Below are 20017 nucleotides of genomic sequence, written 5' to 3' on the forward strand. Positions count from 1 at the left end.
GGGCGAGCATGCGCCCTGCGTTGGTGCATCGCGCGGCGATTACCTGCCGCCTTGGGTGGAATCGCATCCCGGCCCACCGGAATCCGGACCGACCGGTGTCGAACGCACCGTCGCGCCCGCGCGCTCGGGCCGGTCGAGCGTAACTTCATGACACACCTTTCACACAAACGCACCTTTCACAACACTGAATGACGACCATTTTGCGGTAAAGTTATCTTTTCCGTGCGTGGCCGGTCGGCTCGCCATTGGACGTCATGAAGACTGTCCGCCGAGACTGCCGCAAGGCGTCGTTCTGAACGTCACGATCCGTTCCCGTAGCATGACCACTGAAGCAATCACCACGGATTCCCTCGCGGTTGCCGAGCGCGTGCGCGAGCTGATGACCCGCAACGGCATCGGCAAGCGCCAGCAGACCACCGAGCTGTGCCGCATCCTCGATCTGAGTTTCTCGCAAGGCCACCGCAAACTGCGCGGCAGCAGCCCCTGGACGCTCGCGCAGATCAAGAAAGTCGCCGAAGCGTACGGCGAACCCGCCGCCCAGTTGTTCGGCGCGCAAACGCTCGACCCCGGCATGGTCGGCGCCTATTCCCAGGAAGCCGTCCTGTATGCGGGCGTCGCCGAGATTCCGTGCACCGCCTGGATCGGCGCGCCGCTCGAAGCCGGCGCGCGCCCCGAGTTCGTCGCGTACGAACAGAACGGCCGCTGGCGCGTGCTGCGCCATACCGGCGTGTTGTACCAGAACGCGTACGACGTGCACAAGATCGAGATCTACCCGCGCCGCGCGGAGAGCGACAAGCTCGTCGTCGCGGTGATCGACCCCGATCGCGTCAGCGCGACCGAGCTGTGCCGCTATCTCGAACGGCAAGGTTTCGCGACGGCCGCATTCGACGGTCTCGCGCCGTTCGTCGACGCGCTGCAGGGCCAGGCCTTCGACGCGGTCCTGACCGAATGGCTGTTCGACGACAGCACGGCCGCCACCGCGATCAAGGCCGTGCGCACGTCCGACAACCCGGGCGCGCCGATTTTCGTGCTGACGGGCGACCTGCTCACCGGCCGCGCGAGCGAAGCCGACATCAGCGAAGTGATCCGCGCATTCGACGTGGTGTGCTACGAAAAACCCGCGCGCATGGCGATCCTCAGCGCCGATCTCGCGAAGCGGCTCGCGCGCGGCTGACGTCCGCCGGGCCGGCCGCCCGTCGAATGGCCACCGCCCGCGCGGCACCGCGGGCATGAGCGGGTTCCTCAGTACAATAGCCGCACCCGTTCACGCCCACGCCGGCATCCGCCGCCCGACGCCATGGCCCGCCTCATCCCCGACGACTGGAAAAGCCTCGCCGCGACCGGCGCGGCCGAACGCGAGCGCGAAACGCTCGCCGCGCTCGAACACGCGCTGCCCGACGGCTACACCGTGTATCACGGCGTCCACTGGACACGCGCCGACCAGGCGTTCTCGGTGTTCGGCGAAGCCGCGTTCGTCGTCGTGAGCCCGGCCGGCCGCGTGCTGCTGATCGAGCAGAAAGCCGGCTTCCTGCGCGAAACGCCGAAAGGGCTCGTGAAGGTCTACCTGCAGAAGGAGCGCAATGTCCCGATCCAGCTCGCGCGCACGCAGGAGACGCTGCACCGGCGCCTGACGGCCGCGCTCGGCGCGGGCGTCTACGGCGTCGAGGCGCTGCTGTACTGCCCCGACTACTCGATCCGCGACGCGTCGATCGCCGGCGTCGCGCCCGAGCGCATCGTCGATGCGTCGCGCAAGGCGCAGCTCGGGCAGGTGATCCTGCAGATCCTGCCCGAGGCCGACGAACCCTTTCCCAACGCGCCGAAGCTCCACCATTTCCTCGCGGACGAGCTCGCGCTCACGCCCGACACGAGCGCACTCGTCGGCCAGGCCGGCACGCTCGTCACCCGGCTGTCGGGCGGGCTCGCCGCATGGGCACGCCAGCTCGAATTCGCGCCGTTCCGGCTGCGCGTCACCGGCACCGCCGGCTCGGGCAAGACGCAGCTCGCGGTGCAGGTGATGCGCGATGCCGTCGCGGCCGGCAAACGGGTGCTGTACGTCTGCTTCAACCGGCCGCTCGCCGACTACATCACGCGCATCGCGCCGCCCGGCGCGAAGATCGCGAACTACCACCAGCTGTGCGACTGGGTCGCGCGCGACGGCGGCTATACGCCCGATTTCCAGGTGCCCGGCGAATTCGAACGGCTGGAGGCGCGCTTCGCGCAAGCGCCGATTCCCGAGCGCTGGCGCTTCGACGTGCTGATCGTCGACGAAGGGCAGGATTTCCATGCGCCGTGGGCCGCCGCGCTCGAGCGTCTGCTGGCGCAGGACGCCGCATGGTGGTGGCTGGAAGATCCGCTGCAGAACCTGTACATGCGCGAACCCGTCGCACTGCCCGGCTGGGTCACGCTGAAGGCGCTCACGAATTACCGCAGCCCGCGCGACCTGCTCGAATTCGTGCGCGACGTCGTCGGCCGGGTCGAGCCGCTCGCGGCCGAACTGCGCTCGGGCAGTCCGTTCGACGGCTCCGATCCGTCGGTGTCGGCCTACGGGGACGATGGCGCGTCGGGCGACGCCTCGGCGCAAGCCTGCATCGACGCGACCAAGCGTGCGATCACGCACGCGTTGTCGCTCGGCTTCCGCAAGCAGGACATCGCGGTGCTGTCGTACCGCGGCCGCGAAGGCTCGGTGCTCGCGCCGCTCGACCAGCTCGGCCCGCACCGGATCAAGCGCTTCACCGGCAAGTACGACCTGTTCGGCAACCCCGAGTATCGCGACGGCGATGTGCTGCTCGATTCGATCTACCGTTTCAAGGGTCAGTCGGCGCCGTGCGTGATCCTCACCGAAGTCGACTTCGACACGCTCGACGCGCGTGCCGCGCGCAAGCTGTTCGTCGGTGCGACGCGCGCGACGATGAAGCTGCTGATCGTCGCGTCGTCGCGCGCGGCCGCGCAACTCGCAACGGGTTGACGCCGCGGGTCGACGCGGCCGGCGAGCGAGCGCCGGCCCGTCATCGCGCCGCCGTCATTTCGGTTCAGGCGACGCGGAACGCGCCGACCGCGCGACGCAGCCCATCCGCCTGTTCCTCGAGCGATGCGGCCGCCGCGGCCGCCTGCTCGACGAGCGCCGCGTTCTGCTGCGACACCTGATCCATCTGCGACACCGCGCGGTTCACCTGCTCGATCCCGTCGCGCTGCTCGCTCGACGCGGCCGCGATCTCCGTCATGATGCCCGTCACGCGGCCGATCGCCTGCTGGATGTCCTGCATCGTCGTGCCGGCCATGCCGACGAGCCGCGAGCCGGTCGCGACCCGTTCGACCGATTCGCCGATCAGCGTGCGGATCTCCTTCGCCGCGGACGCCGAGCGTTGCGCCAGCGTGCGCACCTCACCCGCGACCACCGCGAAGCCGCGGCCCTGCTCGCCCGCGCGCGCGGCTTCCACCGCCGCATTCAGCGCGAGGATGTTGGTCTGGAACGCGATACCTTCGATCGTGCCGATGATGTCGGCGACCTTCTGCGAGCTCTGGTCGATCTCGTTCATCGTGCCGATCACCTCGCCGACGACCGTCGCGCCGCGCGTCGCGATCTCGCTCGCGCTGTCCGCGCAGGCCTGCGCCTCGAGCGCGTGGTCGGCATTCTGCTTCACGGTCGCCGTCAGTTGCTCCATGCTCGCGGCCGTTTCCTGCAGCGCCGATGCTTGCTCTTCGGTGCGCTGCGACAGGTCGGTGTTGCCGGCCGCGATCTGGTGCGTCGCCGTCGAGATCGCTTCCGAACCCTGGCTGACCTGGCGCACCGTATCCGCGAGGCTGCGCTGCATGCCGGTCACGCCCTTGACCAGCTCGGCCATCTCGTCGCGCGACGACCAGCGCACTTCCGACGTGAGGTCGCCCTCCGACAGGCGGCGGAAATGCGACAGCAGACGATTCACCGGCTGCGTGATCGCGAAATGCAGGCCGATCGCGCAGCCGAGGCACGCGGCCAGCCCGAATGCGATCCCCGCGATCGCGCCCATCCGCATCCAGCCGTAATAGGTCTGCGCGGTGTCGTACACGTCCTTGCCGCGCGCGGCCTGGTACGCATCGAGCGCGTCGGTCGCCTGCGTGAGCGCGACCGACAACGGCGGCGCGACGGTCATCAGCAAGCGGTCGGCTTCGTCGCGCCGCCCTTCGCGGATCGCATCGATCATCGGCTTCAGCGCCTGCCCGATCAGCGCCTGGCGCGCGGCATCGAGACGGCTCGCGAGCGGGCCTTCGTCGTCGCCGTGCGGCATCGCCGCGTAGCTGCGCCACGCCGTGTCGGCCTTCGCGAGATAGCCCTCGGCCTTCTTCACGAGTTCGGATACGTCCGGCGCTTCCGGATGCAGCAGCGCACGGTCGAGCGTGGTACGCACGATCGTCAGGTTCAGGCTCGCCGCGGACAGCGCGGTCTTCGCGGCCAGTTGCCGCGTATAGGCCTCGTCGAGCGCACGATTCGAGCTCTGCATGCCCGCGAGGCCGATCAGCCCCGATACGACGAGCAGCACGGCGACGAGGCCGAGCGTGGAGAAAATCCGCGTACGGATCGAGAAACGGGAAAACAGGGCGTTCAGGTTCATGACGGCACGTGAGCGATGAAAAGTGCCGCGGCAATCGGTCCGCGGCACTCTGGATTACGGTTTGCCTGCAAGAAACTTGAGTCCGTCCCCGCTTTCCGGCTGACCGTGGTCAATTTTTCTTTCGGCCGGGCAATCTCCTGTTACGACTGCAACATATCGAGGCTGAGCAGAAATTGACTAGTCAATCATCCATGGCTATATTTCGATCCAGTTTTCCTGCCATGGCAGATATCTCGATGACAACCGACACCCTCCTCACTCCGCCGGCCGCCGACGCGGCCCGCCGCGACGCGCCGACCGGGCTGATCGTCGCCGCGCTGCTGCTCGTCATGCTGCTGTCCGCGCTCGACCAGACGATCGTGTCGACCGCGCTGCCGACGATCGTCGGCGAACTCGGCGGGCTCGACCAGTTGTCGTGGGTCGTCACCGCGTACCTGCTGTCGTCCACCGTCGTGCTGCCGCTGTACGGCAAGCTCGGCGACCTGTACGGCCGCAAGATCGTGCTGCAGGCCGCGATCGTGCTGTTTCTCGCCGGCTCGGCGTTGTGCGGCGTCGCGCAGGACATGACGCAACTGATCGGGCTGCGCGCGCTGCAGGGGCTCGGCGGCGGCGGCCTGATGGTCGTCACGATGGCCGCGATCGGCGATCTGGTCCCGCCCGATCGCCGGGCGCGCTACCAGGGGATGTTCGGCGGCGTCTACGGCCTCGCGACGATCGTCGGCCCGCTGCTCGGCGGCTTCCTGGTCGAGCACCTGTCATGGCGCTGGATCTTCACGATCAACCTGCCGCTCGGCCTGCTCGCGCTCGCGGTGATCGGCATGGCGTTCCGGCCGCACACCGCGCACGTGAAGCACCGGATCGACTACCTGGGCGCCACGTTCCTCGCGACCGCCCTCACCTGCGTGATCCTGTTCACGAGCGAAGGCGGCTCGCTGCTGCCGTGGACGTCGCCGCAGCTATGGATGACGCTCGTGCTCGGGCTCGTCGCGATCGGCGGCTTCATTTATGAAGAGCGCCTGGCGGCCGAGCCGATCATGCCGCTCGACCTGTTCCGTCACCGCACCTTCGTGCTGGTCGGCCTGATCGGGTTCGTGGTCGGCATCGCGCTGTTCGGCTCGGTCACGTTCATCCCGCTCTACCTGCAGGTCGTCAAGGGCTCGACGCCGTCGCAGGCCGGCATGCAGCTGCTGCCGATGATGGGCGGGATGCTCGTGACGTCGATCGTCAGCGGGCGGCTGATCTCGCGGCTCGGCTCGTACCGGATGTTCCCGATCGCCGGGACGCTGATCGGCGGCGTCGCGATGGCGCTGCTGTCGACGCTGACGCTCGATACGCCGCTGCACACGATGTACGCGTACATGGCGCTGCTCGGAATCGGGCTCGGGATGGTGATGCCCGTGCTGACGCTCGCCGTGCAGAACACGGTCGAATTCCGGCACATGGGGGTGGCGACGTCGGGCGCGACGCTGTTCCGCTCGATCGGCGGCTCGCTCGGCGTCGCCGCATTCGGCGCGCTGTTCTCGCACGGGCTGCAAGCGCGGATGAGGCACGCGCTGCCGGCCGGCACCGAGCTGCCGCCCGCGCTCGGCCCGGCCGCCGTGCACCAGTTGCCGGACGCCGTGCGCGACGCGTATCTGCACGCGTTCGCCGGCTCGCTGCACGTCGTGTACCTGTCGGCCGCGACGGTGATCGCGATCGCGTTCGTGCTCGCGTGGTTCGTCGAAGATGCGCCGCTGCGCACGCACAACTGAGCGAGCGGCGGCTCGCGACACGACCGTCGGGTCGAGCCGCGTCGCGAGTCGCCCGCCCCGTCATCACGCCAACAGCACGACACCGCCCGTCGTCGCGCGCGACTCCAGCAACCGGTGCGCATCGGCCGCCTGTTCGAGCGGCAGGCGCGCGCCGATCTCGACGTGCATGCCGCCTGCCAGCCGGTCGAGCGTCGCCCGCGCGGCGTCCCGATACGCGCCGACGTCGCGCGCGATGAAACCGAGCACGCTCGGCCGCGCGAGCGCGATCGAACGGGCCGGCCCCAGCTCGTCGAGATCGAACGTCTGCCGCGTGCCGATCGCGGCCACCTGCCCGATGCTCGCGACCATCCCGAACGGAAGAATCGCGCCGAGCGTGCGGGTCAGCACGTCGCCGCCGATTCCGTCGATCGCGTAATCGACGCCCGCACCGCCGCCGAAGGCACGCGCGGCCGCGACGAAATCCGCCTCGCGATAATCGACCACCGCTTCCGCGCCGTGCGCGCGCACCAGCGCGGCTTTCGCGGCCGATCCGACCGTGCCGATCACCCGTGCGCCGAGCGCGCGCGCCCACTGCGTCGCCAGCAGCCCGACGCCGCCGGCCGCCGCATGCACGAGCACCGTGTCGCCGGCGCCGACCTGCCGCACGCGATGCAGCAGCATGTAGACGGTGATCCCCTTCAGCAGCCCGGCGGCGGCGGCTTCGTCGCTCAGCCCGTCTGGAATCGGCAGCACGCGCTCGGCCGGCATCGTGCGCAGGCTCGCATAGCTGCCGGTCGGCATGCCGGCATACGCGACGCGCTGACCGGGCACGAGCTCCGTCACGCCCGGCCCGACCGCGTCGATCACGCCGGCCGCCTCGACGCCGAGCGCGTCCGGCAGCGCGGGCAATGCATGCGCGCCCGTCCTGAAGTAGATATCGACGAAATTCACGCCGATCGCGGTCTGGCGAATCCGTACTTCGCCGGCGCCGGGCGGCGCGACGGGCGCATCGACGCGGCGCAGCACGCCGGCATCGCCGTAACGGTCGATCCCGATCCGGATGGCATTGGCGGTTTGGGTCATGACGTTCCTCGTTATCGAATGAAGTGACACGATCATCCCATCGTGCATAATCGAACGGAATTCACGTTGAACGCCCATCTACTGTGCAAAATTCGACCGATCGTGATCCTGTCGCCTCACCCGCACTGCCGATGAGCTGGGACGACATCCGCTACTTCCTGGCGGTGATGCGCGGCGGCAGCCTGTCGGCCGCCGCGCGGGCGCTGCAGGTCCAGCATTCGACGGTCGCGCGGCGCATCGACGCGCTGGAGTCGGCACTGGGAATCCGGCTGTTCGACCGGCTGCCGCGCGGCTGGCCGCCGACCGACGAAGGGCTGCACCTCGCCGAGCACGCCACGCGCCTCGAAGCCGATGCGCATGCGTTCGCGCGCGCCGCGCACGGTGCGGCGGCGCTCGACGGCGTGGTGCGGGTATCGGCGTCGCCGGTGTTCGCGAGCCATTTCCTCGCGCCGCGCCTGGCTCGCGCGCAGCGCGCGTGGCCGGCGCTGCGGATCGACCTGATGGGCGAGATGCATGCGGCGAACCTGTATGCGCGCGAAGCCGACCTCGCGGTGCGGCTGTCGCGGCCGAGCGAGCCGGGGCTCGCCGCGCGCCGGCTCGGCACGATGCGCTTCGCGCTGTGCGCGGCGCCGGAATGGGCCGATGCGCCGCCCGACACCTGGCCCTTCATCGGCTACGACGACGCGCTCGCGCAAACGCCGCAGCAGCAATGGCTCGAACGCTTCGCGGCCGGGCGCCGCTTTGCGTTCATCGCCAACGACCTCGCCGCGCAGCATCGCGCGTGCGGCCGGGGCCGGCGTCGCGCTGCTGCCGCGGTTTCTCGTCGACGATCCGGCCGCGCATGCCGGCGCGCCGCTCGTCGAGCTGACGGCCGCGCCGCATTGCGACATCGAGCGCGAAATCTGGCTCGTCGTTCACCCGGACGTGCGCCGGTCGCCGCGCGTACAGCGCGTCGCCGACGCGATCGCCGATGCTGTGCATGCGGCGGACGGCCGGTTGTAAGCCGCCGAAGCCGCAAACGGCTTTACCACGCGCGGCGACGGCCGGCATAGTAGCGTTTTGATTCCGACCGCCCTGCCGCCATGTCCAACACTCCCGCCTGCGTCGTGCGCGACGCGACCGATGCCGACCTCGAGGCGATCCACGCGATCTATGCGCACCACGTTCATCACAGCGTCGCGTCGTTCGAGGAAACGCCGCCCGACGTCGCCGAATTGCGCGCACGCCGCGACGCGGTGCTGAACCACGGGCTGCCGTATCTCGTCGCCGAATGCGACGGCCGCGTGGCCGGCTACGCGTACGCGACGCCGTACCGCACGCGCAGCGCGTACCGCTTCGCGATCGAGGATTCGATCTACATCGACGACGCGCAGCGCGGCCGCGGAATCGGCCGCGCGTTGCTCGCCGCGCTGATCGCGCGCTGCGAAGGCGGCCCGTGGCGGCAGATGATCGCGGTGATCGCCGACGGCGGCACCGGCGGCTCGACGTCGCTGCATCGCGCGTTCGGCTTCGAACCGGCCGGCCAGCTGAAAGCGGTCGGCTTCAAGCACGGCCGCTGGATCGATACGGCGCTGCTGCAGCGCCCGCTCGGCGAAGGCGCGAACACGCGCCCCGCCTCGCCCGAGCCTGCCCCGGCGCGCTAGAATGGCCGCATGTCAAAACAGACTCATTCCACGCCCGACGAGGCCACGCCGGATTCCCGCAACGAGTACACGGTCGACGAGCTCGCGCGCGTGTCCGATACCACCGTGCGCAACGTCCGCGCCTACCAGGATCGCGGGCTGCTCGCGCCGCCGGAGAAACGCGGGCGCGTCGGCATCTACGACGACACGCACGTCGCGCGCCTGAAGCTGATCAACCATCTGCTCGCGCGCGGCTACACGCTGTCGAACATCCAGGACCTGATCAAGGCGATCGACGAAGGCCACGACCTGCGCTCGATCCTCGGCCTCGAAAACGCGATCGGCGGCCGCTGGTCGCACGAGTTGCCGAAAACCTACTCGCTCGCGCAACTCGCGCAGATGTTCGGCCCGCAGGCGACCACGCAACTGTCGCGCGTGACCGAGCTCGGGCTGCTCGAACGGCGCGGCCTGTCGTTCGTCGCGAAAAGCCCCGCGCTGCTCGAGGCCGCCGCCGCGATGACGAAGGAAGGGATTCCGCCGCGCGAACTGCTCGACGTGATCAGCGTCGCGCGGCCGCATTTCGACGCGATCGCGCGGCTGCTCGTCGATCTCGTCGTGAAGCGGCTCGACCGCTATGACGAAGGCACGCTGCCGCCCGCCACCGACGTGCCGGCGCTCGTCGACGCGATCTGGCGGCTGCGCCCGCTCGCGGCCGTGTTCGTCGAAGGCGAGACGAACCGCGCGCTCGAGAATGCGGCGAGCGCGTATCTGGGCGGCCGCGTCGCGACGATTCTCGACAAGAAACTCAGCGACGAAGCCGCGCGGCAGTCCGGTACGAGCGATACGCAGGGCGACGGCGACACCGCATAAGGCCTTCGCCGTCATGCATGCGTGGGCTTTTCGCGACAACGCGCGCGTGTCCGGCTGGAGGAAAGGCCGACGTCCATTGCAGGTGACGACCGCCGCCAGCATGCGCCGGCAAATGGCCAGCAGCCGCGCCCGCGCGCATTCCAGCCAGACGGCGCCACCGCGCTGCGTCCGTCATCGCAGGCTACGCTGCGAAACAGTTACAAGATAACGGTTGACGCGAGCCCCAGCGACGGTTAGTGTAGGCACCGAAGTCCAAGAAGTCCGATTGCTGTTCATCAATTGCTCGCTCCTCCTCAGCGGTATTCGTTGTCCTCTCCCTCCTTGACGCTTCGCGCGCTCTTCCACAGAGCAAATTTCTCTATTTTTTTCTCAAGGAATCTTCATGGATACCGGTATCGTCAAGTGGTTCAACGACAGCAAAGGCTTTGGCTTCATCACGCCGGACAACGGCGGCGACGATCTGTTCGCTCACTTCTCGGAAATTCGTGCCGACGGCTTCAAGACGCTGGCTGAAAACCAGAAAGTGAGCTTCGAAACGAAGCAAGGACCGAAGGGTCTGCAAGCGGCGAACATCAAGCCGCTGTAAAGTTTGAAGGGCCCGGCCTCCCACGACGGACGCCGGGTCGCAGCGACATCCCCACGGAGCTTCGTCTCCCCAAGTTGGCGCGACCGGCTTTTTAGCTGCATCTGTTCAGTCAGCAGCTCGCCACGCGCTACACGTCTCGTTGCACTTCATCCCCCCTCTGGCCGCAACGCCTTATTTTCGCTTTCCGACTGCGTCTGATTCGGCTCGCAATGGCTTTGAATCGGCGTAACCGTGCGTATTTCGCACGGCACGCGCGCACTCGAACATCATTAAAATTAAAATGGACAACCAACGAATTCAGCAATACAACGGCTATGCCGTCCAACCCTCGGCGCATCGCCTGCCCGACGGGAGTTTTTCCTCCAACCTGCTGCTCGAACGCGCCGATAGCACGCACGGCGAAGGCCGCTACCAGTTCTATTCGCTCGATTACTTCGCGAGCGAGGCACAGGCGCTCGCGCATTCGGCACGCTGGGCGCGCCACTGGGTCGATACGCGCGGTTGAACGCCGCGCTACTCGCGAGATCCGCGCAGACGGTCATAAAAAAACGGCGGGCAACTGCCCGCCGGCCTTCCGCATCACATGCCCGCTCACCTGCGTCACCGCGCCGCCACCTTCTTCTGCCGCCACAGACACAGCAGATCGCAAGCCACATGCGCGGCCGCGATCGCCGTGATGTCCGCGTGATCGTACGCCGGCGCCACCTCCACCACATCCGCCCCGACCAGATTCACCGCCCCGAGCCCCCGCACGATCGCCAGCGCCTGCGCGGACGAGAGCCCGCCGGCAACCGGCGTCCCCGTTCCCGGCGCGAACGCCGGATCGAGGCAGTCGATATCGAACGTCAGGTACGCAGGCCGCGCACCGACGATCGCGACGATTCGCTCGACCGCCGCCCGCGCACCCTGGTCATGCACCCACGCGGCATCGAGCCGCTCGATCCCGAGAAAGTCGTCGTTCCACGTGCGGATGCCGACCTGCACCGACGTCGCGGGATCGATCAGCCCTTCCTTCACCGCCTTGTAGAACATCGTCCCGTGATTGAGGCTGTCCGGATCGTCGTCGGCCCACGTATCGCAGTGCGCGTCGAAATGGATCAGCGACAGCGGCTTGCCGTAGCGCTCCGCGTGCGCGACCAGCAGCGGATAGGTGATGTAGTGATCGCCGCCGAGCGTCAGCATCTTCGCGCCCGAACGCAGGATCGCGCGCGCATGCTCGACGATCGCCGGCTTGATCGACAACGGGTTGTGCGCGTCGAACCAGCAGTCGCCGTAGTCGACGGCCGCGAGGTCGTCGAACGGGTTGAAGCCCCACGGATACGGATTGAGCTCCGCGAGCTGCACGCTTGCCGCGCGAATCGCGGCCGGCCCGAGCCGTGCACCGGAACGATAGGTCGTCGCGAGATCGAGCGGCACGCCGGAGATCGCGACGTCGATGCCGTCGAGCACGCGCGAGTAATTGCGGCGCATGAACGACAGCACGCCCGCATAGGTGTTTTCGATCGAGGAACCGTACGGCGTCGTGCGACGGATCGCGCCGTCGCCGTGAAGAAGTTCGGTCATGGTCGGACCTGTTTTCGTGGGGAGCCGGCGCCGGCCCGCGCCCTATGAGGGCGCGGGCCGGGCACGGCATGGATTCATCGGCACGCACCGGCTCGCGCATCCGGTCGCGCGGCCAGGCGGGACATCGACAACGGCAATACCGCGGCGATCATAGCAAGCCGAATCGACGCCGTTGCCCCGGTTCGGCCGGGGCAACGCGCGGAAAAATCCGGCGGCGGCACCGCCGCCCGTCGCGGTCGTTTCCTAGAAGGATTCGCCGGTTTTCGCGCGCCCGTTCTTCCGGATAATGGCCGACAGCCGCGCCCTCGACGGCGCGGCGTCCACCGCAGACAACTACAAACCGGAGACACCCGCCTTGATCGCCACGCTTCCCGCCCCCTACCGCCGGCTCTGGCCGCTCGCCATCGCCGCGGCGCTGCTGTACGGCCTGTCGCTCGCCGTCGCGCCCTATCCGGGCCAGGCCGCCGCGAAAGCCGCGATGGGCATCCTGCTGCTCGCGGCAGGCAGCACCTGCGGCGAGCCGCGCGAACGCGCGTGGCTGTGCGCGGCGCTCGCGACCGCCGTGCTCGGCGACGTGCTGCTCGCGCTGCCCGACTGGCCGTGGTCGTTCGTCCTCGGCCTCGGCGCATTCCTGCTCACGCACGTGTGCTACTGCGCGATCTTCTTCCGGTGGCGCGCGCGGCCGCACGGCTGGCGCATCGTCGCGCTCGTCGGGCTGTGGATCGCCGCGCCGGCGTTCTACGCGGCATTCTTCCCGCACCTCGGCGAGTTGCTGGCGCCGGTCGCCATCTACATGCTCGTGCTGTGCGCGATGGCGAGCTTTGCGCTCGCCGCCCGCACGCGCGGCCCGCTGGTCGCGGTCGGCAGCCTGATCTTCGTCGGCTCCGATACGCTGATCGGCGTCGGCCGGTTCCTCGGCGGCTTTCCGGGCATCGACTATCTGATCTGGGGCCTCTATGCGCTCGCGCAGGTCACGATCGTGGCCGGGGTTTTCCATGAGACGGCTACCCGCTCGATCCGTCCCTGATACCGTTTCAAACGGACCATCGCGCGCCGGCGGTCCCGTTTCTTCCCTGTCTCGCCCTGCCGACGGCCTTTTCCGCTCATCCCGCATTGCGGAAACCCGACCGTTCCAAACCCCGCTCAGCCTTTTCCCGTCTGGCTTCCGGCCCTTAGAGCGCCGCTTCTAGCCTCTTGCGGTTTCCGGGTTCACCCACTATCGTTACATCAAACAATGTAACATTCAAAAATGAGCCAAATCGGAGACACCCGGATGAATGCTCGCACGTTGCCTTTCGGTCCACCCGGCCATGACGGCCCGGACGAAACCATCGACATCGCCATCATCGGCACCGGCTTCGCCGGTCTCGGGATGGCGATCCGCCTGAAACAGACGGGCGCGACCGACTTCGTCGTCCTCGAGAAGGCCGCCTCGGTCGGCGGCACGTGGCGCGACAATCATTACCCCGGGTGTGCATGCGACGTGCAATCGCACGTCTATTCGTTCTCGTTCGCGCCGAACCCGCGCTGGACGCGCATGTTCGCGCCGCAGCCGGAAATCCGCGCGTATCTCGAAGACTGCGTGCAGCGCTTCGGCGTCGGCCCGCACCTGCGGCTGAATCACGAGTTGCAGCGCGCCGAATACGACGAAGCCGCGCAACGCTGGCGCCTCACGTTCGCGAACGGCAAGCGGCTGTCCGCGCGCGTGCTGGTGTCGGGCATGGGCGGCCTGTCGCGCGCCGCGCTGCCGGCGATTCCCGGCGTCGAAACCTTCCAGGGCCGCGCGTTCCATTCGCAGCAGTGGGATCACGACTACCCGCTCGAAGGCAAGCGTGTCGCGGTGATCGGCACCGGCGCGAGCGCGATCCAGTTCGTCCCGCAGATCGCGCCGCGCGTGAAAGCACTCGCGTTGTTCCAGCGCACGCCGCCGTGGATCATGCCGAAGCCCGACCGCAACCTGACCGGCTTCGAGAAATGGCTGTTCCGCACGCTGCCGTTCACGCAGAAGATCGTGCGCAGCGGCATCTACTGGATGCTCGAATCGCGCGTGCTCGGCTTCGCGATCCATCCGTCGCTGATGAAGAACGTGCAGAAGCTCGCGCTGCGGCACATCCGCAAGCAGATTCCCGATCCGGAGTTGCGCAAGACCGTCACGCCGAACTACACGCTCGGCTGCAAGCGCGTGCTGATCTCGAACGACTATTACCCGGCGCTGTCGCGCAAGAACGTCGACGTGATCACGACCGGCATCGACCATATCGAAGCCGACGCGGTCGTGACGACCGACGGCAAGCGTCATGAAGTCGACTGCCTGATCTACGGCACCGGCTTCCAGGTCGCCGATCCGTACCCGCGCGGCGCGATCATCGGCCGCGGCGGCCTCGACATCGTCGACGCGTGGCGCGACGGCGCGCACGCGTACCTCGGCTCGACGCTGCCCGGCTATCCGAACTTCTTCATGATCGTCGGCCCGAACACCGGCCTCGGCCACAACTCGATGGTGTTCATGATCGAGTCGCAGATCGAATACATCCTCGGCGCGCTGCAGGCGATGCGCCGCGAGCGCGCGGACGCGATCGAGGTGCGCCCGCTCGTCGAGGCGCAGTTCAACAGCGACCTGCAGGGCAAGCTGAAGAAGGCGATCTGGTCGACGGGCGGCTGCAAGAGCTGGTATCTCGATCCGCGCACCGGCAAGAACACGACGCTGTGGCCAGGCTTCACGTGGCGCTTCCGCCAGGCGACCGCGCGTTTCTCGATCGCCGATTACCACGCGTATCGCGCGCCGCAACACGACACGACCGCGTGGCCCGCCGCCGCGCCGGCCGCTTCCGCTTCCACGTCCGCCGAAGCGGCCTGAGCCAGACAAGGAGCCAACGACATGAGAGATTTCGCCAACAAGGTGGCCGCGATCACGGGAGCCGGCTCGGGCATGGGCCGCGCGCTCGCGATCCAGCTCGCGCAGGCCGGCTGCCACGTGTCGCTCGCCGACAAGAACGGCGTCGGCCTCGCGGAAACCGAACGGATCGTCCGCGCGATCGCGCCGAACGTGCGCGTGTCGACGCGCGTGCTCGACGTCGGCGATCGCGACGCGATGTTCGCATGGGCCGACGACACCGCGAAGGAGCACGGCAAGGTCAACCTGATCTTCAACAATGCGGGCGTCGCGCTGTCGAGCACGATCGAAGGGATGGAATACAGCGATCTCGAGTGGATCGTGAACATCAACTTCTGGGGCGTCGTGCACGGCACGAAGGCGTTCCTGCCGCACCTGAAGGCATCGGGCGACGGCCACGTGATCAACACGTCGAGCATCTTCGGGATCTTCGCGCAGCCGGGCATGAGCGGCTACAACGCGACCAAGTTCGCGGTGCGCGGCTTCACCGAATCGCTGCGCCAGGAACTCGACATGATGAAGTGCGGCGTGTCGGCCACCTGCGTGCATCCGGGCGGCATCCGCACGAACATCGCGCAGTCGAGCCGCGTCGCGAAGAACATGGTCGGCTTCATCGTCGAGAGCGAACAGCAAGGCAAGGACAGCTTCGAGAAGTTCTTCATCACGACCGCCGACGACGCCGCGCGCACGATCCTCGCCGGCGTGCGCAAGAACAAGCGCCGCGTGCTGATCGGCCGCGACGCGAAGGGCGCGGACTGGATGGCGCGCGTGCTGCCGGCCGCGTACCAGGCGCTCGTCGTGCTCGCGACGCGCCGCGAGGCGGCGAAAGCCCGCCGTGCCGCGCGCGGCGCGCCGGCGCCGGCGCCCGCCCCGCTGCACGCGACCTACAACAATGCAGGCAATCAGGGAGGTGAACAATCATGACGACCCCGAACATGATGCCCGTGCGGCGCGACATCCGTTTCGCGCTGCCGCCCGAACGCGCGAAGGACTGGCACGTGCAGGGCGTGCCGGTCACGCACTTCATGAACGCGCTGTCGCTGCTGTTCCCGGCCGGCGAACGCTTCTTCATGGATTCGGTGCGCAACTACCGCGACCGGATCGAGGATCCCGAGTTGAAGAAGCAGGTGCTCGGCTTCATCGGCCAGGAAGCGATGCACACGCGCGAGCACATCGAATACAACGATCTGCTGCAATCGTCGGGGCTGCCCGCGCACAAGCTCGACAAGCGCCTGTGGACCATCCTCGGCTGGTTCAAGAAGGTGCTGCCGCACTCGATGCAGCTGGCGATCACGATCGCGCTCGAGCACTACACGGCGATCCTCGCGAACCAGTTGCTGTCGGGCCACGAGCACCGGATCGACGGCTCGGTCGAGGGCTACCAGCAGATGTGGATGTGGCACGCGATGGAGGAAACCGAGCACAAGGCGGTGTCCTACGACGTGTGGCGCACCGTGATGAAGCCGGGCCTCGGCAGCTACCTGCTGCGCACCGGCACGATGCTGACGACGACGGTGTTCTTCTGGGCCATCGTGTTCGACTTCCACGTACGCCTGATGCGCGCGCACCGTCGCGAACACGGCAAGTTCGGCGGCATGTGGCGCCTCGTGAAGTATCTGTACAGCCCGAAGCACGGCGTGTTTCCGAGCATCGCGCGCGAATGGCTCGACTACTTCCGCCCGGGTTTCCACCCGTGGGATCACGACAACCATCAGTACCTGCAGGAGCTCGACACGCTGCTCGACAACATCGACGCGACCAACGCGCGCTACGCGGCGCAAGCCGCCCCGCGCCGCGTGCCGCTGCACCCGGTGCCGCAGGCATGACGCCATGGCGCGCGCTCACGAGATGCTGACCGTCCAGTCCGGCGACGTGAAACTCGCCGTCTACGTAAGCGGGTCGCGGCGCGCGCCGCCGCTGATCCTCGTGCACGGCTATCCCGACTCGGCGGCCGTGTGGGCGCCGGTCCGCGCGCGGCTCGCGAAGCGCTACCGCGTGATCGCGTACGACGTGCGCGGCGCCGGTGCATCCGATGCGCCGCGCCGCCGGGCCGACTACACGCTCGAACGGCTCGCCGGCGACCTGAAGGCGGTGGCCGACGCGACCTGCGGCGGCCGGCCGTTCCACCTCGTCGGCCACGACTGGGGCTCGATCCAGTGCTGGGAGGCCGTGACCGACCCCGCGTTCCGCGGCCGCATCGCGTCGTACACGTCGATCTCGGGCCCGTGCCTCGATCACGTGTTCCGCGCGAAGCTGCGGCTCAAGCAGAGCCTGAAGTCGTGGTACATCGGGTTCTTCCATCTGCCGCTCGTGCCATCGCTGGTATGGCGGCTCGGCGGCGCCGCGCTGTGGCCGCGCTGGCTCCAGCTCACCGAACGCGTGCGCGCCGAGCGCGATCCCGTGCAACTGAAGAACGCGCTGAACGGGATGCAGATGTACCGCGCGAACTTCATCGCGCGGGCCCGCCAGCCGCGTGAGCGGTATGCGCAGGCGCCGGTGCAGATCCTGGTGCCGGTGCGCGACCGCTACGTGACGCCCGAGATGTCGGTCGACCTCGATCGCTGGCTCGGCGACCACGTGCGCGAGGAAATCGACGGCACGCACTGGATCGTGCTGCGCCATCCGGACCTGATCGCGTCGCGGATCGACCGCTTCGCGTCCGCGCAGGAGCGACCGGCGGCGACGAACGCCGCGGTTCAGCGCGCCGTCGGCGGCGCCGGCAGGCGTCTGAACAGCGTCTCGTAATCGACGACGAGCCCGTCGTCGTCGATGTCCATCTCGGCCGTGAAATTCCGGAAGATCCCTTCGTAGCGGTAGCGCCGGCCCGGTTCGATGCACGCGTAAGCCTGCTTGACCGGCGCCACCGTCAGGTCCGGCGTCGAGATGTACGCGACGTCGATCGGCCGCCGCTCGCCGCGCGCGAGCCCGAGGCGGCCGATCGGCAGCGAATTGGTGAACGGCGTCGCGGCGATGTCGATGTCGATGCAACCGTCTAGCGCCGGCAACGGGCGGCCCGCGCCGTCGCGCCAGTGGCCGGCGCCGTCGCCGCGCAACGCCAGCGTGCCGCCGCCCATCACCTTGAGCACCGCATAAGTCACGCGCCATTGCGCATCGCACTCGACGCGATACGCGAGCCCGTATGCGCGACCGTACCGCTGGCCGACCACCGCGCTTTCGACGACGATCGCGCCGCCGCTGCGGTCGAACGTCAGATGTTCGACCCCGTCGCCTTCGAGCGACGCCCACCGCACCTCGCGCATCGTTCCACCTCCCGGTTTCCCCATTGCGGGGCATCGTCGCACAAATCCCGACTATCCAGAATTCCCTATTCCGGTGCATGGGATTGTGTCCTATGCTCGCGGCTCGTCCTGTTCCGCCGCCATCATGCCTACCGCCCGCCCCGTCCCGCCGTCGATCGACCTGCGCATCCTGCTGCGCGGCATCGGGCAGATCGTGCTGCAGGCGCATGCGCTCACCGGCGCGCTGCTGCTCGCCGCGCTGGCGCTGACCGACCTGCGGCTCGCGTGCGCCGCGCTGGTCGGCTCGGCCGCCGCCAGCATGACGGCCGTGCTGACGGGCGCCGACCGCCGCGACGTCGGACAGGGCCTGCACGGCTTCAACGGCGCGCTGGCCGCGCTGATCGCCGTGCTGTTCGCGCCCCATCCGCTCGCCGCCGTCGCGCTGGCGCCGCTGGTCGCGATCGGCGCGGCGCTCGTGCAACGCGCGATGCGGGTGCCGCTCGCCCGCTGGCGCCAGTGCCCGTATTCGGGCCCGTGCCTGGCCGTCACCGCGCTGTGGCTGCCGTTTGTCGCAGTGCAGCATGCGGACGCCGCAGACGCCGGCCCGGTGCTGACGCTCGCGTCCGCCGCCGACGCGCTGCTGTCGGGCGTCGCCCAGACCACCTTCGCGCAAGGCGCGTGGGCCGGCGCGCTGATCGTCGCCGGCCTCGCCGTCGCATCGCGCCGCGCGGCCGCGTTCGCGCTCGGCGGCGCGGTCGTGTCGACCGTGCTGCTGGCCGCGCTGGGCGCAAGCGGCGCGCTGTTCGCCGACGGCCTGCTCGGCTTCAACGGCGCCCTCGCCGCGCTCGCGCTGATGCCGCGCGGCCCGCGTGCGGCGCTCGCGGCGGCCGCGCTCGCCGCGCTGATCCAGTGGCTCGCGATGCGCACGGGCACCCCCGCGTTCACGGCCCCGTTCGCGCTCGCGTCATGGGTGACCGTCGCTGTCGCGCGCCGCTTTACCCTCGGAGAACCCGATGTCGTCATTCGCACACCGTCCTGATGCCGTGAAGCCCGGCGGCCCGATCTCGGACGCCGAACGCAAGCTGCGGGTCGACCTCGCCGCCGCGTACCGGCTCGTCGCGCTGAACGGCTGGGACGACCTGATCTACACGCATCTGTCCGCGACCGTTCCGGGCGAACCCGGCCACTTCCTGATCAACCCGTTCGGCCTCACGTTCGACGAGGTTCGCGCGTCGAACCTCGTGAAGATCGACCTCGCCGGCAACCGGATCGGCGACAGCGAGCACACGGTCAACGTGACCGGCTTCGCACTGCATGCGGCCGTGCACGCGGCGCGCGCCGACGCCGTCTGCGTGATGCACCTGCACAATACGGCCGGCATCGCCGTATCGATCCAGCGCGACGGGCTGCTGCCCGCATCGCAGCACGCGTTGCGTTTTCATGGCGACCTCGCGTACCACGACTACGAAGCGCTCGCATTCTCGCCGGCCGAAGGCGCGCGGCTGACCGCGAGCCTCGGCGCGAAATCCGCGATGCTGCTGCGCAATCACGGCACGCTGACGGTCGGCCGCACCGTCGCCGAAGCGTACGTGCTGATGGATACGCTGATCAAGGCGTGCGACATCCAGGTTCGCGCGCAGGCCGGCGGCGGGCCGCTCGTGCTGCCGGAACCGGCCGTCGCCGCGCGCACCGCCGAACAACTGCGCGACGGCGGCGCGATCGAAGGCGAACTGGAATGGCCGGCGCTGCTGCGCCGCCTCGACCGGATCGATCCGTCGTATCGCGACTGACGCCACGTCCGCACCCGACCGAATCGTTCATCGTCAATCGTTCAACCTCAAC

Annotated in this window: 18 protein-coding genes and 1 pseudogene; 15 read left to right on the forward strand and 4 right to left on the reverse strand. The window is 68.6% G+C overall.

All coding sequences use genetic code 11. The annotated features are described in order from the left end of the window. The first annotated feature begins 319 nt into the window (after positions 1-319). Both H0X95_RS04225 and H0X95_RS04230 read left to right on the forward strand, forming a co-directional pair. Positions 320-1174 carry a helix-turn-helix domain-containing protein gene (locus H0X95_RS04225; RefSeq protein ID WP_006485970.1) on the forward strand — a complete coding sequence of 285 codons (855 nt, stop codon included), beginning with the start codon at positions 320-322 and terminating at the stop codon, positions 1172-1174. Positions 1175-1297: 123 nt separating this feature from the next. Further along, entirely contained in the window at positions 1298-2965 is a 1668-nt protein-coding gene (locus H0X95_RS04230; protein WP_196445889.1) for an ATP-binding domain-containing protein, read from the forward strand. 64 nt (positions 2966-3029) lie between these two features. On the opposite strand, the gene H0X95_RS04235 is transcribed toward H0X95_RS04230, so the two are convergent. Next, the gene (locus H0X95_RS04235) at positions 3030-4589 is read right to left on the reverse strand and encodes a methyl-accepting chemotaxis protein (protein ID WP_006496958.1); all 1560 of its coding nucleotides are present in this window, start codon (positions 4587-4589) and stop codon (positions 3030-3032) included. 236 nt (positions 4590-4825) lie between these two features. Here H0X95_RS04235 and H0X95_RS04240 point away from each other — a divergent pair, with 236 nt between their 5' ends. Then, a complete protein-coding gene (locus H0X95_RS04240; RefSeq protein ID WP_048988012.1) occupies positions 4826-6340 on the forward strand; it encodes an MDR family MFS transporter in 1515 nt (504 codons plus the stop codon). Positions 6341-6403: 63 nt separating this feature from the next. Here the strand turns inward: H0X95_RS04240 and H0X95_RS04245 are convergent, their stop codons facing one another. Further along, positions 6404-7402 carry a quinone oxidoreductase family protein gene (locus H0X95_RS04245; protein WP_196445890.1) on the reverse strand — a complete coding sequence of 333 codons (999 nt, stop codon included), beginning with the start codon at positions 7400-7402 and terminating at the stop codon, positions 6404-6406. Positions 7403-7533: 131 nt separating this feature from the next. Here H0X95_RS04245 and H0X95_RS04250 point away from each other — a divergent pair. The 5 genes and pseudogenes from H0X95_RS04250 (at position 7534) to H0X95_RS04270 (ending at position 10985) form a co-directional block, all read left to right on the forward strand. Further along, positions 7534-8404: pseudogene (locus H0X95_RS04250) on the forward strand (LysR family transcriptional regulator). An 80-nt stretch (positions 8405-8484) separates the two neighbouring features. Further along, positions 8485-9045: a GNAT family N-acetyltransferase gene (locus H0X95_RS04255; RefSeq protein ID WP_034202194.1), complete on the forward strand. Its 561-nt coding sequence runs from the start codon at positions 8485-8487 to the stop codon at positions 9043-9045. 9 nt (positions 9046-9054) lie between these two features. Continuing rightward, a complete protein-coding gene (locus tag H0X95_RS04260) occupies positions 9055-9894 on the forward strand; it encodes a MerR family transcriptional regulator (protein WP_006485961.1) in 840 nt (279 codons plus the stop codon). Positions 9895-10276: 382 nt separating this feature from the next. After that, positions 10277-10480, forward strand: a complete 204-nt coding sequence (locus tag H0X95_RS04265; RefSeq protein ID WP_006485974.1) for a cold-shock protein — start codon at positions 10277-10279, stop codon at positions 10478-10480. 280 nt (positions 10481-10760) lie between these two features. Then, positions 10761-10985, forward strand: coding sequence for a hypothetical protein (locus H0X95_RS04270; RefSeq protein ID WP_006485967.1), 225 nt, complete (start codon positions 10761-10763; stop codon positions 10983-10985). 95 nt (positions 10986-11080) lie between these two features. Here the strand turns inward: H0X95_RS04270 and speB are convergent, their stop codons facing one another. After that, positions 11081-12043, reverse strand: a complete 963-nt coding sequence (speB, locus tag H0X95_RS04275) for an agmatinase (RefSeq protein WP_077189361.1) — start codon at positions 12041-12043, stop codon at positions 11081-11083. A 355-nt stretch (positions 12044-12398) separates the two neighbouring features. Between speB and H0X95_RS04280 the strand changes: the two genes are divergently transcribed. From H0X95_RS04280 to H0X95_RS04300, 5 genes are all read left to right on the forward strand, one after another. Continuing rightward, positions 12399-13070, forward strand: coding sequence for a lysoplasmalogenase (locus tag H0X95_RS04280; protein WP_196445891.1), 672 nt, complete (start codon positions 12399-12401; stop codon positions 13068-13070). 246 nt (positions 13071-13316) lie between these two features. Continuing rightward, positions 13317-14900: a flavin-containing monooxygenase gene (locus H0X95_RS04285; RefSeq protein WP_058903239.1), complete on the forward strand. Its 1584-nt coding sequence runs from the start codon at positions 13317-13319 to the stop codon at positions 14898-14900. Positions 14901-14921: 21 nt separating this feature from the next. After that, positions 14922-15860, forward strand: coding sequence for an SDR family NAD(P)-dependent oxidoreductase (locus tag H0X95_RS04290; RefSeq protein WP_006496951.1), 939 nt, complete (start codon positions 14922-14924; stop codon positions 15858-15860). Then, positions 15857-16762: a metal-dependent hydrolase gene (locus tag H0X95_RS04295; protein ID WP_034202192.1), complete on the forward strand. Its 906-nt coding sequence runs from the start codon at positions 15857-15859 to the stop codon at positions 16760-16762. The genes H0X95_RS04290 and H0X95_RS04295 overlap by 4 nt, the downstream gene beginning before the upstream one ends. 4 nt (positions 16763-16766) lie before the next feature. Next, positions 16767-17681, forward strand: a complete 915-nt coding sequence (locus tag H0X95_RS04300; protein ID WP_006496949.1) for an alpha/beta fold hydrolase — start codon at positions 16767-16769, stop codon at positions 17679-17681. Here the strand turns inward: H0X95_RS04300 and H0X95_RS04305 are convergent. Next, positions 17633-18196, reverse strand: a complete 564-nt coding sequence (locus H0X95_RS04305) for a putative glycolipid-binding domain-containing protein (RefSeq protein WP_006496948.1) — start codon at positions 18194-18196, stop codon at positions 17633-17635. The genes H0X95_RS04300 and H0X95_RS04305 overlap by 49 nt on opposite strands. Positions 18197-18320: 124 nt before the next feature. Here H0X95_RS04305 and H0X95_RS04310 point away from each other — a divergent pair, with 124 nt between their 5' ends. Continuing rightward, complete coding sequence (locus H0X95_RS04310) at positions 18321-19214, forward strand: urea transporter (RefSeq protein ID WP_125331729.1); 894 nt, start codon at positions 18321-18323, stop codon at positions 19212-19214. Then, on the forward strand, positions 19189-19965 hold the full coding sequence (locus H0X95_RS04315; protein WP_069351874.1) for a class II aldolase/adducin family protein: 777 nt from the start codon (positions 19189-19191) through the stop codon (positions 19963-19965). The genes H0X95_RS04310 and H0X95_RS04315 overlap by 26 nt, the downstream gene beginning before the upstream one ends. Positions 19966-20017: the final 52 nt, after the last annotated feature.

It is taken from the genome of Burkholderia sp. 9779_493, from assembly GCF_015712215.1.
Taxonomy (GTDB): Bacteria; Pseudomonadota; Gammaproteobacteria; order Burkholderiales; family Burkholderiaceae; genus Burkholderia; species Burkholderia cenocepacia.

Excerpts from the sequence above, each read along its gene's own strand:
- H0X95_RS04235 (WP_006496958.1), bottom strand. The coding sequence starts at position 4,589 with ATGAACCTGAACGCCCTGTTTTCCCGTTTCTCGATCCGTACGCGGATT.
- speB (WP_077189361.1), bottom strand. The coding sequence starts at position 12,043 with ATGACCGAACTTCTTCACGGCGACGGCGCGATCCGTCGCACGACGCCG.
- H0X95_RS04225 (WP_006485970.1), top strand. The coding sequence starts at position 320 with ATGACCACTGAAGCAATCACCACGGATTCCCTCGCGGTTGCCGAGCGC.
- H0X95_RS04240 (WP_048988012.1), top strand. The coding sequence starts at position 4,826 with ATGACAACCGACACCCTCCTCACTCCGCCGGCCGCCGACGCGGCCCGC.
- H0X95_RS04290 (WP_006496951.1), top strand. The coding sequence starts at position 14,922 with ATGAGAGATTTCGCCAACAAGGTGGCCGCGATCACGGGAGCCGGCTCG.
- H0X95_RS04315 (WP_069351874.1), top strand. The coding sequence starts at position 19,189 with ATGTCGTCATTCGCACACCGTCCTGATGCCGTGAAGCCCGGCGGCCCG.
- H0X95_RS04230 (WP_196445889.1), top strand. The coding sequence starts at position 1,298 with ATGGCCCGCCTCATCCCCGACGACTGGAAAAGCCTCGCCGCGACCGGC.
- H0X95_RS04305 (WP_006496948.1), bottom strand. The coding sequence starts at position 18,196 with ATGCGCGAGGTGCGGTGGGCGTCGCTCGAAGGCGACGGGGTCGAACAT.
- H0X95_RS04265 (WP_006485974.1), top strand. The coding sequence starts at position 10,277 with ATGGATACCGGTATCGTCAAGTGGTTCAACGACAGCAAAGGCTTTGGC.
- H0X95_RS04255 (WP_034202194.1), top strand. The coding sequence starts at position 8,485 with ATGTCCAACACTCCCGCCTGCGTCGTGCGCGACGCGACCGATGCCGAC.
- H0X95_RS04270 (WP_006485967.1), top strand. The coding sequence starts at position 10,761 with ATGGACAACCAACGAATTCAGCAATACAACGGCTATGCCGTCCAACCC.
- H0X95_RS04295 (WP_034202192.1), top strand. The coding sequence starts at position 15,857 with ATGACGACCCCGAACATGATGCCCGTGCGGCGCGACATCCGTTTCGCG.
- H0X95_RS04245 (WP_196445890.1), bottom strand. The coding sequence starts at position 7,402 with ATGACCCAAACCGCCAATGCCATCCGGATCGGGATCGACCGTTACGGC.
- H0X95_RS04300 (WP_006496949.1), top strand. The coding sequence starts at position 16,767 with ATGGCGCGCGCTCACGAGATGCTGACCGTCCAGTCCGGCGACGTGAAA.
- H0X95_RS04310 (WP_125331729.1), top strand. The coding sequence starts at position 18,321 with ATGCCTACCGCCCGCCCCGTCCCGCCGTCGATCGACCTGCGCATCCTG.
- H0X95_RS04260 (WP_006485961.1), top strand. The coding sequence starts at position 9,055 with ATGTCAAAACAGACTCATTCCACGCCCGACGAGGCCACGCCGGATTCC.
- H0X95_RS04285 (WP_058903239.1), top strand. The coding sequence starts at position 13,317 with ATGAATGCTCGCACGTTGCCTTTCGGTCCACCCGGCCATGACGGCCCG.